The 13276-nt window shown below is 67.7% G+C and carries 10 protein-coding genes; 6 read left to right on the forward strand and 4 right to left on the reverse strand.

From position 1 onward, the window contains the following. The first annotated feature begins 204 nt into the window (after window positions 1–204). From sucD to V9L21_RS17610, 5 genes are all read left to right on the forward strand, one after another. Window positions 205–1104, forward strand: coding sequence for a succinate--CoA ligase subunit alpha (gene sucD / locus V9L21_RS17590; RefSeq protein ID WP_337314023.1), 900 nt, complete (start codon window positions 205–207; stop codon window positions 1102–1104). 43 nt (window positions 1105–1147) lie between these two features. After that, on the forward strand, window positions 1148–1936 hold the full coding sequence (locus V9L21_RS17595) for a fumarylacetoacetate hydrolase family protein (RefSeq protein ID WP_337314025.1): 789 nt from the start codon (window positions 1148–1150) through the stop codon (window positions 1934–1936). A 41-nt stretch (window positions 1937–1977) separates the two neighbouring features. Then, entirely contained in the window at window positions 1978–2991 is a 1014-nt protein-coding gene (locus V9L21_RS17600) for a 2-dehydropantoate 2-reductase (protein ID WP_337314027.1), read from the forward strand. Window positions 2992–3056: 65 nt separating this feature from the next. Next, window positions 3057–4472: a pyruvate kinase gene (pyk, locus tag V9L21_RS17605; protein ID WP_337314029.1), complete on the forward strand. Its 1416-nt coding sequence runs from the start codon at window positions 3057–3059 to the stop codon at window positions 4470–4472. Window positions 4473–4498: 26 nt separating this feature from the next. After that, the gene (locus V9L21_RS17610; protein ID WP_337314030.1) at window positions 4499–5446 is read left to right on the forward strand and encodes a LysR family transcriptional regulator; all 948 of its coding nucleotides are present in this window, start codon (window positions 4499–4501) and stop codon (window positions 5444–5446) included. 21 nt (window positions 5447–5467) lie between these two features. Here V9L21_RS17610 and V9L21_RS17615 read toward each other — a convergent pair whose 3' ends face one another. Continuing rightward, window positions 5468–5704 (reverse strand): hypothetical protein, encoded by a 237-nt coding sequence (locus V9L21_RS17615; protein WP_337314032.1) that lies wholly within the window; start codon window positions 5702–5704, stop codon window positions 5468–5470. A gap of 120 nt (window positions 5705–5824) precedes the next feature. On the opposite strand from V9L21_RS17615, the gene V9L21_RS17620 reads away from it, so the two are divergent. Then, a complete protein-coding gene (locus V9L21_RS17620; RefSeq protein WP_337314034.1) occupies window positions 5825–6685 on the forward strand; it encodes a LysR family transcriptional regulator in 861 nt (286 codons plus the stop codon). Here V9L21_RS17620 and V9L21_RS17625 read toward each other — a convergent pair. The 3 genes from V9L21_RS17625 to V9L21_RS17635 all read right to left on the reverse strand — a co-directional run bounded on the left by V9L21_RS17625 (window position 6682) and on the right by V9L21_RS17635 (window position 13225). After that, window positions 6682–6987: a hypothetical protein gene (locus V9L21_RS17625; protein WP_157615898.1), complete on the reverse strand. Its 306-nt coding sequence runs from the start codon at window positions 6985–6987 to the stop codon at window positions 6682–6684. The genes V9L21_RS17620 and V9L21_RS17625 overlap by 4 nt on opposite strands. A 77-nt stretch (window positions 6988–7064) precedes the next feature. After that, on the reverse strand, window positions 7065–11273 hold the full coding sequence (locus V9L21_RS17630; protein WP_337314036.1) for a translocation/assembly module TamB domain-containing protein: 4209 nt from the start codon (window positions 11271–11273) through the stop codon (window positions 7065–7067). A 14-nt stretch (window positions 11274–11287) separates the two neighbouring features. Further along, window positions 11288–13225 carry an autotransporter assembly complex protein TamA gene (locus V9L21_RS17635; RefSeq protein ID WP_337314038.1) on the reverse strand — a complete coding sequence of 646 codons (1938 nt, stop codon included), beginning with the start codon at window positions 13223–13225 and terminating at the stop codon, window positions 11288–11290. Between the last annotated feature and the right edge of the window lie 51 nt (window positions 13226–13276).

A 13276-nucleotide genomic window follows, 5' to 3' on the forward strand; every position in this document is an offset into this window, starting at 1 on the left:
CAGCGAAATAAAGGAGGAGCCGAAGGCGGGGGACATTCGCGGAGGGGAGTACCCGGTGGCCTTTGCACGCGCCCTGACCAGCAGCGCCCTGACCAGCAGCGCCCTGACCAGCAGCGCCAAGAACAGCTGCGCCAAGAACAGCTGCGCCAAGAACAGCTGCGCCAAGAACAGCTGCGCCAAGAACAAGAGACGGAGAGCTGAGACATGTCGATCCTGATCAACAAGCACACCCGCGTGATCACCCAGGGCATCACCGGAAAGACAGGACAGTTCCACACCGCCATGTGCCGCGACTACGGCAACGGCCAGAAATGCTTTGTCGCCGGCGTGAACCCCAACAAGGCAGGCAAGACCTTCGACGGCATTCCCGTGTTCGGCACCGTGAAAGAAGCCAAGGCCGAAACCGGCGCCACCGTTTCCGTCATCTACGTGCCGCCGCCCTTCGCCGCCGCTGCCATCGACGAGGCTGTCGATGCCGGGCTCGAGCTTGTCGTGTGCATTACCGAAGGCATTCCGGTGCGCGACATGATCCGCACGCGGCACCGCATGGAGGGTAGCAAGACCTTGCTGCTCGGCCCCAATTGTCCCGGCCTCATCACGCCCGACGAAATCAAGATCGGGATCATGCCCGGCCACATTCACCAGAAGGGCCGCATCGGTGTCGTGTCCCGCTCGGGCACGCTTACCTACGAGGCCGCGAGCCAGCTTGCAAGCTTCGGCATCGGGCAGTCGACCGTGGTCGGCATCGGCGGCGACCCGGTTGGTGGGCTGCGGCACATCGATGTGCTCAAGATGTTCAACGACGATCCCCGCACCGACGCGGTGATCATGGTCGGCGAAATCGGCGGCAACGACGAAGAGATCTGCGCGCGCTGGATCAAGGACCACATGCAGAAGCCCGTGGTCGGCTTCATTGCCGGTGCCAGCGCACCGCCCGGCAAGCGCATGGGCCATGCGGGCGCCATCGTCTCCGGTGGCAAGGGAACCGCGCAGGAAAAGCTCGCGGTCATGAAGGAGTGCGGCATTCACGTGACCGACAACCCCGCCGAGATGGGCAAGCTGCTCGCGTCGCTCGTGGTCCCCGACTACCTGCCTTTCGACTGAGTCCTGAAAAACCCATTCCAACAGAAACCAAGGAAGGCACGACATGCAGCAGCAAGCACAGCAACAACAGCAGCGATGGGTCCGTTTCGAGCACGGCGGTGAAACCGGCTTCGGCACGCTCGAAGGCGACACCGTTCACGAGCACCGCGGCAACATGTTCGAGCGCCCCGAGCCCACCGGCCGCGTGTTCGTGCTTTCCGGCGTGCGGCTTCTCACGCCCACCGAGCCCACCAAGGTCATCGCGCTGTGGAACAACTTTCACGCGCTCGGCGAAAAGCTGCAACTGCCGGTGCCGGCCGAACCGCTCTACCTGCTGAAATCGCCCAACTCCTATCTCTCGCCTGGCGCGGACATTCGCAAGCCCTTGTGCGACGGCAAGGTCGTGTTCGAGGGCGAGCTCGGCATCGTCATCGGCAAGACCTGCACCGCCGTGCCAGAGGCCGAAGCGCTCGGCCATGTGTTCGGCTACACCTGCGCTAACGACGTGACGGTGGCCGACATACTGAACCGCGATGCTTCCTTCGCGCAGTGGGTGCGCGCCAAGGGCTTCGACACCTTCTGCCCGATGGGCCCGGTGGTCGCCACCGGCCTCGACCCCGCAACGCTGACCGTGACCACGCTGCTCAACGGCGAGGTGCGCCAGAACTACCCGATCAGCGACATGCGCTTTTCGGTCCAGCAACTCGTGAGCCTGATCTCCCTCGACATGACGCTGTACCCCGGCGACGTGATCCTGTGCGGCACTTCCATCGGCGTCGGTTCGATGAAGCCCGGCAGCCTTGTCGAGGTAGAGATCGGCGGCATCGGCAGGCTCGGCAACCGTTTCGGCTGAAGCCTGCCCGCGCGCAAAGAATCAACAACTTGGGGATCGACATGAAGATAGCAGTCATCGGAGCGGGCGCCATCGGCGGCCTGGTGGGCGCAAAGCTCGCCCTGGCCGGCGAGGACGTGACGTTCATCGTGCGCGGAAAGAATCTCGACGCCATTGCCACCAACGGCTTCAAGCTCATCGGGGCCGATGGCACCGAGCAGGTGGCGCTCAATGCAAAGGCGGCCGACCGCTACGACCAGGCGGGTCCGCAGGACATCGTCATCCTGGCGATGAAGGCGCACCAGGTCGAGGCCGTGGCGAACGATGTGCCCAAGCTCTTCGGGCCCGAGACCGTCGTGGTCACCATGCAGAACGGCATTCCCTTCTGGTACTTCCACAACCATGGCGGGGCATTGGCAGGCACCCCGGTGCGCAGTGTCGACCCCTCAGGCATGGTGGCCGCAAAGATTCCGGCCGAGCGCGTCATCGGCTGCGTGGTGTATCCCGCGTCGGAGCTCATCGCGCCGGGCGTGGTGAAGCACATCGAGGGCGACCGCTTTCCCGTCGGCGAGCTCGACGGCTCTTCGAGCGAGCGCGTCAGCCGCGTTTCGGCCTGCCTCACCGCGGCCGGTTTCAAGGCGCCGGTGCTCGACAACATCCGCTCTGAAATCTGGCTCAAGCTCTGGGGCAACCTGACCTTCAATCCGATCAGCAGCCTCTCGCACTCCACGCTGGTCGACATCTGCCAGTACCCGCCGTCGCGCGAGCTGGCGGCTGCAATGATGCAGGAGGCGCAGGCCGTGGCCCACAAGCTTGGCATCGAGTTTCGCGTGACGCTCGACAAGCGCATTGCCGGTGCCGAGAAGGTGGGCAAGCACAAGACATCGATGCTGCAGGACGTCGAGGCAGGGCGCGCGCCCGAGATCGATGCGCTGGTGGGCGCCGTGGTCGAGCTGGCCCGGCTTACCGAAACCCCCACGCCGCACATCGACACCGTGTATGCGCTCGTCAAGCTGCTGGCGCGTACGATGGAAGAGCAGCGCGGCCGGGTTTGCCTTCAAGAGATGGCCGGCTAGCACCACTCGGGCTGGGCGATTTTGCGCAGCATGTGTGCGCTGTAGTCAATGAAATGGAACGGAAGATGCGACGTACACGCAGCGCGAAGATCGTGGCCACGCTGGGCCCTGCCACCACCGACGAGCCGGCCATTCGTGCCTTGTTCGAACGCGGGGTGGATGTGTTTCGGCTCAACTTCAGCCACGGCACGCAGCACGACCATGCGCGGCGGCTCGACACCATCCGCCGGCTCGAGAAAGAGTTCGGCCGGCCCATCGGCGTGCTGCTCGACCTGCAAGGGCCGAAGCTGCGGCTGGGCACGTTCGAAGGCGGACGCGCGCAGCTCGACGCGGGCGCGCGCTTCCGGCTCGACATGGACAAGACCAGCGGCCACGCAGGACGCGCGCCGCTGCTGCACCCCGAGATTTTTGCGGCGCTGCAGGTCGGCACCGAGCTGCTGCTCGACGACGGCAAGCTGCGGCTGCGCGTGGACAGCTACGGCGCCGACTTTGCCGAGACCACGGTGCTCGTCGGCGGGCCGATCTCGGACCGCAAGGGAGTGAACGTGCCGAGCGTGGTGCTGCCGATTTCGCCGCTCACGCCCAAGGACCTGGACGACCTGGCCTGCGGCCTGGCAATGGGCGTGGACTGGGTGGCGCTTTCGTTCGTGCAACGCCCCGAAGACATCGAAGAGGCGCGCGCCATTATCGGCAACCGCGCATGGATCATGGCCAAGCTCGAGAAGCCCGCGGCCATCGACCACCTCGACGCCATCGTGGACCTGTGCGACGGCGTGATGGTGGCGCGCGGCGACCTGGGCGTGGAGCTGCCGCCCGAGCGCGTGCCCGAGCTGCAGCGCCTCATCGTGCGTGCCTGCCGCAAGCGCGGCAAGCCCGTGGTGGTGGCCACGCAAATGCTCGAGTCGATGATTGCCGCGCCGGTGCCCACGCGCGCCGAGGTGTCCGACGTTGCAACCGCGGTCTACGACGGTGTGGACGCGGTGATGCTCTCCGCCGAATCCGCCTCCGGCAAATACCCGCTCGAGGCCGTGGCCATGATGGACCGCATCATCTCGCGCGTGGAAGCCGATGCGTCCTACCGCATCGGCATCGACGCCACGCACGAGGCATCGCTCTCGACCACGGCCGATGCGGTGTGCGCGTCGATGCGCCAGGTGGCCGCGCTGCTGGCGCCTGCCGCCACCGTCACCTACACATCGTCAGGCTTTACCAGCCTGCGTGCCGCGCGCGAGCGGCCCGCCGTTCCCATTCTTGGCCTGACGCCAGACATTGCCACTGCCCGGCGCATGGCCATGGTGTGGGGCACGCATGCGGTGCTGGTCGACGACGTGCACGACGTGGCCGAGATGATCGAGTGCGCCTGCCGCGTGGCGTGCGCCGAAGGGTTTGCAAGCACGGGCAGCGACGTGGTGGTAGTGGCCGGCCTTCCGTTCGGACTTTCGGGAACGACGAACCTGCTGCACGTCGCGCGAATACCGTAGGCGTTTCGTCCGACGTTCTTTTTTGAATGAAGCACGCGACCCTGCGCCAGTTGAAGGTCTTCGAAGCGGTGGCGCGCCTGCTGAGCTTTTCGCGCGCCGCGGAAGAACTGCACCTCACGCAACCGGCCGTTTCCACGCAGGTGCGAAAGCTCGAAGAGCATGCGGGAAACGCGCTGTTCGAGCAGTTCGGCAAGAAGATCTATCTCACCCCCGCGGGCACCGAGCTGCTGCAGATCAGCCGCGCCATCATCCAGCAGTTCGAGGCGGCAGAGAACGCAATGCTGCAGTTCAACGGCGTCTCGGGTGGCAAGCTCAACGTGGGCGTGATCAGCGCAGGCGACTATTTCTTTCCGCGCCTGCTGGTGGAGTTTGCGAGCCGGCACCGCGGCGTGACGCTCAACTTCACGGTGCACAACCGCGAAGGGCTCATGACCCACATTGCGGAGAACCTGACCGACCTGGCGATCATGGTGAGGCCCCCGACCGACCTGGACACCGTCAACCAGCCGTTCGCGCCGCATCCCTACGTGATTGTTGCGGCGCCCAACCATCCGCTGGTGGGCGTACCAAGAATCCCGCTGGACCGGCTGATGCGCGAGCCCTTTGTGGTGCGCGAGAAGGCCTCGGACACCTGGCATTCAATGGAAGAGGGCTTTGGCGGCGACCTGAGCGGCATCAACGTTGCCATGGAAATACGCAGCACCGAAACCATCAAGCAGGCGGTGATCGCGGGCATGGGCGTGAGCTTTGTCTCGGCCCACACCATCAGCCAGGAAACCCGCGCGGGCAGCCTGCGCGTGCTCGACGTGCAGGGCTTTCCGCTGATGCTGAACTGGTACGTGGTGCATCGGCGCGCCAAGCGCCTGCCGCCGGTGGCGCAAGCCTTCAAGGACTTTCTGCTCGCCGACGGCCCGACGCTCATTTCGCAGATCGTGCCGTTCGAGTCGGCCTCGCAGGGCGCGCCGCAGTCTTGACGCCGCGCGGGCGCCAGTGGCTCAGCGCAGGCCGATGCGCGAGGCGCGCGAGCGCAGCACCTCGGCTTGCGCCGGATCGGTGGCTTCGATGTTGTCCGCAGCAACCTGCAGCGAACGCATCTGCTCCACCTCGCTGATGATCTTGTTCGGGCTCAGCAGGGCCTCGGCGAGCATCAGCGCTTCGTCGACAAGCGCCTTGAACGCATCGACAAAGCTCTCGGAAGAAGCGGCATGGAACGGTTGGCGAAGAGTCGGCATTCGGAAGCTCCTTGGTTGCTTTTTGGATGCCCCGATCTTCCGGCTGCGTTCGCATCAAGTAAAACGATATTAATTGCCATTTGAATGCAAAAATAATGCATTGAAACTGGAGGCGCCGAGATGGACATCAACCTGGCCCGGACCTTTCTCGCGATCGTGGACACGCGCAGCTTCCAGCGAGCCGCCGAGCGGCTGCACGTGACGCAGACCTCGGTGAGCGCGCGCGTGCGCACGCTCGAAGAATTGCTGGGCCGTCCGCTCTTCGTGCGCAACAAGGCCGGCGCGGTGCTCACCGCGGCAGGCGAGCAGTTCTTGCCGCATGCCACCACGCTGGTGCAGGTGTGGGAGCGTGCGCGCCACCAGGTCGCGGTGCCCAGCGGCAGCCGCGCGGTGCTCGCCATCGGCTGCGAGATCAGCCTGTGGGACCCGCTGCTGCTGCAGTGGCTGCTGTGGATGCGCACCGCCGCGCCGCAGCTGGCCATTCGCACGGAAGTCGGCTTTCCGCACGACCTGCTCGACAAGGTGGCGGCCGGCGTGCTCGACATTGCCATTGCCTATGCACCGCAGCAGCGGCCCGGCCTGCGCGTGGAGCTGCTCATCGAAGAAAAGCTCGTCATGGTCACCACTGCGCAACGCCCGCGCGTGCCCAAGCCCGCGGACTATGTGTACGTGGACTGGGGCCCGGAGTTCGCGGCGCAGCACGGCCTCGCGTTTCCGGAGCTCTCGAATGCGGCGGTGATGGCGGGGCTGGGGCCGCTCGGCCGCGAGTATTTGCTGGCCGCTGGCGGCACGGGCTACTTCAGGCACGACGTGGTGCGCAGCCATCTCGAATCGGGCCGGCTGCGTCGCGTGCCCAACACGCCGGAGTTTCTTTACCCCGCCTATGCGGTGTATGCGGTAGGTGCGGAGGCGGCCATCGTCGATCCCGCGCTGGCGGGCCTCAGGCAGGTGGTGAAGACCAAACCTGCCAATGCAGACTAGGTGGGCGTCAGCGTGTGCCTAGCATGCGCCACGCGCTCTTCGTGCGACTGGAGCAGCGACTCGTAGTAAAGGCACAGCGGCATTGCGATGAACACCATGCCGGCCACGTAGACGATCAGGCCCATCAGCGGAAAGTCATCGCCGCCCCAGTAGGGAATGGACGCCACCGCGGCGCCCGCCGCAATGGCGGCAATCACGCAGCGGAGTGCGTTGCGCAAGAACGTGGTTCGCGAGTACCCAGGGGGGTCGTACTTCTGACGGTCCAGCCGGGAACACTCGCCCTTGTCTCCATCATCGTGCATCGTCGTTCCTTGTATTGGAGGGCGCAGATGATTCTTATCCCTGGCGATTGCCGCGGTCAAGGCGGCAGACCCGGACCTCAGTCGTACTTCAGCGTGTAGATCAGGTCGAGTCCGCTCGTCTGGCCGGCCTGCCCGCGCAAGGTGAGCCGCTGCGTCAGGTCGTAGAAGATGAAAAGGGTGCCGAAGGTGCCGCCCACGCTGCGCTCGTAGGTGAGGTAGAAATCCTTCGAGAGCCGCTTGCCGAGCGTCACCGCCGACTCGCGCAGGTCGCCGCCGTTGCCCGGCCCCTTGAAGCCGAGTTCGTCCAGGCCGAAGCGGCTCGCCAGGCTGCCGCCGCTGCCGCTCTTGCTGACATGGCCGATGAGCGCGAGCGCCGCCTGCTGCAGCAACGCCGATTCGCCGCCGCTGGTGGCTGATGCACGGCCCAGCACCACCCACGAAAGGGTTTCCGCATCGGACAGGGCGGGCTCGGAATAGAGCTTGACGCGCGGTGACTGCGCGGTGCCCGTGATCTGCACGCCGGCACGCTGCGAGATGTTGGGCCGGATGGCCAGGATGTCGAGCGACGGATTGTCGAACGGGCCGTTGAAGCGTGCGAGGCCTGTTTCCACGTCGAGCTGCTGCCCGTAGGCGCGGTACTGGCCCTTGACGGTTCTTACCTCGCCGGTGATGCGCGGTGGCGCATTGAGCCGGTTGCTTCGAATCTCGAGGTCGCCTTCGAGCCGCGTCGTGATGCCGCGGCCCTGCACCGCGAAGTCGTCGCCCAGGTCGAAGTTCACCACGATGTCGGGCGGCTTCGCGGTCTGCGGCTTGGCAGCCTGCGCCTCATTGCGCGCGGCATCGCGCTGGGCCTGTTCGGCCGCCTCGCGGTCCTTGGCGGCGGAACGCACGACCACGTCGGAGCCCAGGCTGGGTGCGGTCTCGTCGGGCAGGATGATCACGGCGCGGTCGGTCTTGAGCTTGCCGCGCACGTTGAACTGGCCGTTGTCGAGCCGCGCCTGCAGGTTGCCCGAGAGCGTGACTTGCCGGTCGGTGCGCACCAGCACGCGCAGCGCGCGCAGGTCGGCCTGCATCGCCATGCGGATGCCCGTGCCTGACGCGCCCGATGCACCACCCGATGTGCCCGCCGCCCCCCAGCCGATGTCGCCGCGCGCGGTGAGCGAGCCGCCATCGGTGCCGGCTTCGCTGGCCGCCGTGCTGCGGTTGCCGCTCTGGCCTGCAATGCGCGCGGTGCTGCCGGCGCCGCCCTTGAGCGTGAACTCGGTGAGTTCGATGCGCTCGCCCGTGAGCGTGGCGCGCAGGCGGCCGTCGCGCAGGTCCAGCCCTTCGACCGGCGCGCGCAGCGCGAGCTTGTCGGCGCCGAGCGTGCCGTTCCAGCGCGGTGCCGCGCGGTTGCCCGCCAGAACGGCGTCCGCGTCCAGTGTGCCGGCCACGCGCCAGCCGGGCGGCGCGAGCATTGACCACACGCCCAGGTTGGGCAGCGTGGCCTTCACGTTGCCGGCCAGCGGTGCATCGGGTGCCCATTGCCAGCCGTCCGCGCGCTGCTGCATGCGCGTGTTCAGCTCGGCATTGATCTTTCCGGCGCGCTCGCTGTCCCACGCCAGGGTGGCGCGCACGGCCTGGCCTTGCGCATCGAGCCGCAACTCGGCCTGGCGCAGGCCGGCGGGCGTGCTGGGTGCCTCCGCGCCGGCGGTGGCAGAGTTCATCGTGCGCTCGCTCGCCGTGCCGGTGCCGCGGCTCGTGATGCGCGTGACCAAGGCCGCTTCGCCGGCCTGCACGCGGATGTCGCCGCTCTGGCGCGCAAGCCGCGCGTGCGCGCGCAGCGTGTCGCCGGCATCGATGTCCCAGTCGCCGTCGAACATCAGGTCGCCGCTCACGCCCAGTTCATTGAAGGTGGTGCTGGCGCCGAAAGCCTCGGCCCAGGCCATCGGCAGGCCCTGCAGCTTGCCCTTCGACTGCACGCGAAAAGCCTGGTTGGGCGCCGCGCCGCTCCGGGTGAAACGCAGCGGCTGCCATTCGATGCGAACGGTGCCGGGCGCCGGCCCGCGCAGCGTGGCGTCGGCCGCGGAGGCTTCCAGGTCGAGCCGGCTGGTGTTGCCGCTCCCGCTCGTCCTGATGGTGGCGGTGACTTCGCGGCCGAGTTCCACGGTCCACGGTGCGGCGGCGGTGCCCGCGGTATTGACCCGCGCGCTGTCCTGGGCCTGCAGCCGCAGGCTGGCAAGGGCCGCGCGCCAATGGTTGGGGCCCGCCAGGCCGCCGCTCGCGCGGGCGTCGAGCGTGAGTTTTTGCGTGCCGGTGGTGGCCTCGCCCTGCAGCGCGAGCGTGGCCTGCGCCAGGCTGCCGTCGAGGGTGGCGCGCACGTCGTTCAATTGAACCGTGGTGGCTGCCGCATTGGCATTGGCATTGGCATTGGCATTGGCATTGGCATTGGCATTGGCATTGGCATTGGCATTGGCATTAGCATTTGCGTTTGCGTTTGCGTTTGCGTTTGCGTTGGCCGCCGGCATGCGCAGATCGAAGCGCGGCACGCCGAGCGTGGCCTTGATGCTCGGTTCCGCAGCGCCGCGCTGGGCCGGCGCACCGGGGTTCTCGAGCCGTCGCTGAATGGTCTGCCAGCCGCCCTGCCAGCTGGCGTTCAGCTGCGCGGAGCCCTTGGCCGTCTTGCCGGCGAACACGTTCGCCATTTCGGGCAGGCCTTCGATCCAGCGCTGCACCGCGTCGGCATCGTCGATGCGTGACTTGATGTCGCCGCCGCCCTGCGACGGTGCGATGCGGCCTTCGAGCTGCGCACCGCCGCCCGGAAGCGTCAGGTCGAGCTTGCCGCTCGCGGCCTGCTCGGCCACGCGCACCTGCAGCTTGCCTGCGATGCTGGCGCCTTCGGCCTCCAGGCGCAGCGTGCGCAGGTCGAGCACCTGGTTCTTCCATTGGCCCTGCGCAAGCGCGCGGTCCAGGCCGAAGCCGGGCATCGCCTTGCTGCCGGCGCCGCCTTCAGCCCGCAGTGCCAGGTCGAAGCCGATGGTGTCTTCGCGCTGCTGCGCGGTAGCCGTGCCGCTGATGGGCGCGCCCGACAGCTCGCTGTGCAGCAGGCCTGCGCGCACACCGCGAACCGTGGCGCGCACTTGCCATGGCGCAGGCGCAGGGCTCCAGCGGCCCTCTGCTTGAATGCGGCCGCCGCCCGCGCGCACCACGGCTTCGGGAATCGTCCAGTTGGTGCCGTCGAAGCCGACGCGCGCCTCCACCTGCTCGAGCGGCAGCGCGCCCTTGTCCCAGGGCCCCGGCACCGCATTGCGGATGCTGGCCGAGGCTTGCCAGGCCGATGCGCCGGCGGCTGCGTCGGGCTGCAGCTCGACCGTGCCGGTCAGGCGTGTGCGCGGCGCGCCGGGCCACAGGGCGGCCGCATCCACGTTGCGCAGGTCGGCCTTGGCGTCGATGACGGGCTGCGGCAGCCAGGGCGCGATGTTGGCCTGCAGCTTCGCTTCCATCGGGTCTTCCGCGGCGGGCTCGGCCGGCTTCAGCTCGGCGGCGACCTGCAGTCGCGCATCGGTGCCGGCAAGGGTGCCCTTGATGGCGGCTTCGGCCAGCACGTTGATGCTGCGTCCTTCGGCCAGCGGTGCCTTCACGCGGCCGTTCAGCGTGGCGTCCAGCGCCATGGGCGCGAGCCCCTGCAGCTTCACGCGCGCGCTGTAGTGGCCTTCGGCGATGTCGACGCCCTTGACCTCTAGCTGATGCTCGGCGCCGGTGTAGCGGTAGCTGCCTGCGAGCTGGTTGGCCTGGAGCGCGGGCGGGCTGCTCCACTGCAGCTGGTCGATGCGAAACGGCACGTCGACCTCGATGGGCAGCGCAAGCTGCTCGAGCGGCTCGGTGGGCGTGTCGCTCGGCGGGCCGCGCTTTTCGATGAGGAGCCGCGCAGCATGCACTTCGCCCAACTGCAGCTTGCGCTTGAACAGCGGCGCGAGTTGCCAGCCGATGTCCGCCTCGTGCACCTCGACCGCCAGCTTCTCGCTTTGCCAGCGCAGCCAGCCGATGCGCCCGCCCGTGCGCAGCGAGCCCGTGACGTTGCGGCTTTCGAGCGTCTGGCCGGCGGGCAGGTAACGCGCGGCCTTGGCAAGCGCGAACGCCAGCGACTGGTTGGAGCCCAGCCACCACCACGTGCCCGCGCCGAGTACGAGCACCAGCGCGAGCAGGCCCGCGGCAGTCCAGCCCAGCGCGCGCAGCACCCGCCGCGTGCGCGAGCGCTTTGCGCGCGGCGCTGCCTTGTCGGGCTGGGGTTCGGCGTCTGTCTGCATTCGTGCGTGCTGGGTCAAAAGGTGAAGCCCAGGCGGAAGTGAAGGCGGAACTTCTTCGTGTCCACGCCATAGGCAAGGTCTGCCTGCACCGGCCCCACCGGGCTGCGCCAGCGCGCACCCACGCCCACGCCAACCTTGGGCTTGAGCTCTCCGGGCTTGTCGGCCACCGCACCCGCATCGACGAAGACGGTGCTTTCCCACTCGGTGAGCTTGTCGTTGTAGACGAAGGGCCGCTGCCATTCGAGGCTCATCACGCCCAGGTAGCGGCCCGCCACGATCTGGCCGTCGCTGCGCACGGTGCCGATCTGGCGGTAGCTGTAGCCGCGCACCGTGGTGTCGCCGCCGGTCAGGAACATCAGCGTGGAGGGGATCTGCGCGCTTTCCTTGGCCGACACAGCGCCGGCTTCGGCGCGCAGCTGGAGCCGGCTGCGGCGCGCGAGCGTGGCAGGGTCCTGTCCGTTTCCAAAGCCCAGCGGCAGCACGCCCAGCCAGCGCGCATAGGTGCGCGTGAAAGGCACTTGTTCGCCCGTCAGCGTGTAGCCCGCGGCAAGCTCGAGTGCCAGGCCGTAGCCGCGCGTGGGCGCGGCGTTGTCGTCGAAGTAGCGGCCGGTCCAGCCCCAGTTGGCCGTCACGGCGGAGGCGGAGGGCGGCGCGTTGGTGCCGCGGTTCTGCGCGTAGTCGTACTGCAGGAAGTAGCTGCGGTCGATGTGGCCGCTCGACTTGTTGCGCCCGCTGCGCACGCGGCCGCTGTCGACCACATAGCTGCCGGAGGTTTCGCTCTTGAGTTCGGCGCCTGCAAACCAGCGCCAGCCGGTGTCGTCGGGAATGCCGTTCCACTCCGTGCCCAGCGACTTGATGTCCCGGTCGACCGACAGGCGCGACACGGCGCGCCAGCCGAGCAGCGGCAAGCGGTTGTGAATGTGGTCGATCGACAGCCGCGGGCCGTTGTCGGTGGTGAAGCCGGCGCCCAGCACCACCTTCTGCATGGGGGCTTCGCGCAGCTGCGCGATTACGGGGGCGGCCAGCGGCGTGCCGCTTTCCGTGTCGAGCGTGAGGAACACCGAGTCGTAATAACCGCTGCTGGCCAGGCGCTGCTGGGCATCGAGCAGCTTCTGCTGGTCGTAGTCGGTGCCGGTGGGGAGCTGCGCGATGCGCCGCGCGCCGTCGGCGTCGTAGCGCTCGACGCCGCGCAGCACGAGTGGGCCGAAGCGGTAGGCTGGCCCCGATTGGTAGGTGACGCTGAGCCGCACCTCCTGCCGGTCGGCATCGACCTCGGCGCGGCTCATCTCGATGCTGCCGGTGGGAAAGCGCTTGGCGGTGAGGCTGCGCAACGCGGTGTTCTTGGCGTTGTCCCAGCCCTGCTGCGTGAAGGGCTGGCCGGCCCGCAGCGCCCAGGCGGTGCGGATCGAATCGCGCTGCGCCTCGGCGGTGGGGTCGCTGGCAATCTGGCCACCGTAGCCGATCTGCACCGTGCTCACGCGGGTGAGCTCGCCGGGCTCCACGGTAATGACGATTTCGCGCGGGGCCTTGGTGCTGGCCGGCGTTTCGTTGAGTTCCAGTGTCAGCGTGGGCGTGAAGTAGCCCAGCGTGCCGAGCAGTTCGCGGGCATTGGCTTCCGCCGCCACCATGAGCCGCGAGATCTCGGTGGCGCCCAGGTCGTCGAGCGTGCGGTAGCGCTGGATGTCCAGGTGCAGCGAGAGGTATTCGCGCACCGCGGCGGGCCCGCGAACATCCACGGTGAAGGCATCGCGCCGGCCGCGCTTCTCGCCTTCCTTGGTGCCTTCATCAGCGGCTGTAGCCGCGGTGTCGCCGTTGCGCACCAGCACGGGGGAGGGGGCGTCCTTGGTCGCGTCTTTCTTGGGCAGCAGGCTGCACCCCTGCAAAAGCAGGACGCCGCAAAAAAGCAAAGCCGGCAACCATGCCGGCGCAAAGACTGGGACCACCCTGAACATGGGCGGATTTTGACAGCAAGGCGAGCGGGCTCCGGAAGCATCCGGAAACAG

This window comes from Variovorax sp. CCNWLW235 (assembly GCF_037204085.1).
Lineage (GTDB): Bacteria > Pseudomonadota > Gammaproteobacteria > Burkholderiales > Burkholderiaceae_C > Variovorax.

Excerpts from the sequence above, each read along its gene's own strand:
- sucD (WP_337314023.1), top strand. The coding sequence starts at position 205 with ATGTCGATCCTGATCAACAAGCACACCCGCGTGATCACCCAGGGCATC.
- V9L21_RS17595 (WP_337314025.1), top strand. The coding sequence starts at position 1,148 with ATGCAGCAGCAAGCACAGCAACAACAGCAGCGATGGGTCCGTTTCGAG.
- V9L21_RS17600 (WP_337314027.1), top strand. The coding sequence starts at position 1,978 with ATGAAGATAGCAGTCATCGGAGCGGGCGCCATCGGCGGCCTGGTGGGC.
- pyk (WP_337314029.1), top strand. The coding sequence starts at position 3,057 with ATGCGACGTACACGCAGCGCGAAGATCGTGGCCACGCTGGGCCCTGCC.
- V9L21_RS17610 (WP_337314030.1), top strand. The coding sequence starts at position 4,499 with ATGAAGCACGCGACCCTGCGCCAGTTGAAGGTCTTCGAAGCGGTGGCG.
- V9L21_RS17615 (WP_337314032.1), bottom strand. The coding sequence starts at position 5,704 with ATGCCGACTCTTCGCCAACCGTTCCATGCCGCTTCTTCCGAGAGCTTT.
- V9L21_RS17620 (WP_337314034.1), top strand. The coding sequence starts at position 5,825 with ATGGACATCAACCTGGCCCGGACCTTTCTCGCGATCGTGGACACGCGC.
- V9L21_RS17625 (WP_157615898.1), bottom strand. The coding sequence starts at position 6,987 with ATGCACGATGATGGAGACAAGGGCGAGTGTTCCCGGCTGGACCGTCAG.
- V9L21_RS17630 (WP_337314036.1), bottom strand. The coding sequence starts at position 11,273 with ATGCAGACAGACGCCGAACCCCAGCCCGACAAGGCAGCGCCGCGCGCA.
- V9L21_RS17635 (WP_337314038.1), bottom strand. The coding sequence starts at position 13,225 with ATGTTCAGGGTGGTCCCAGTCTTTGCGCCGGCATGGTTGCCGGCTTTG.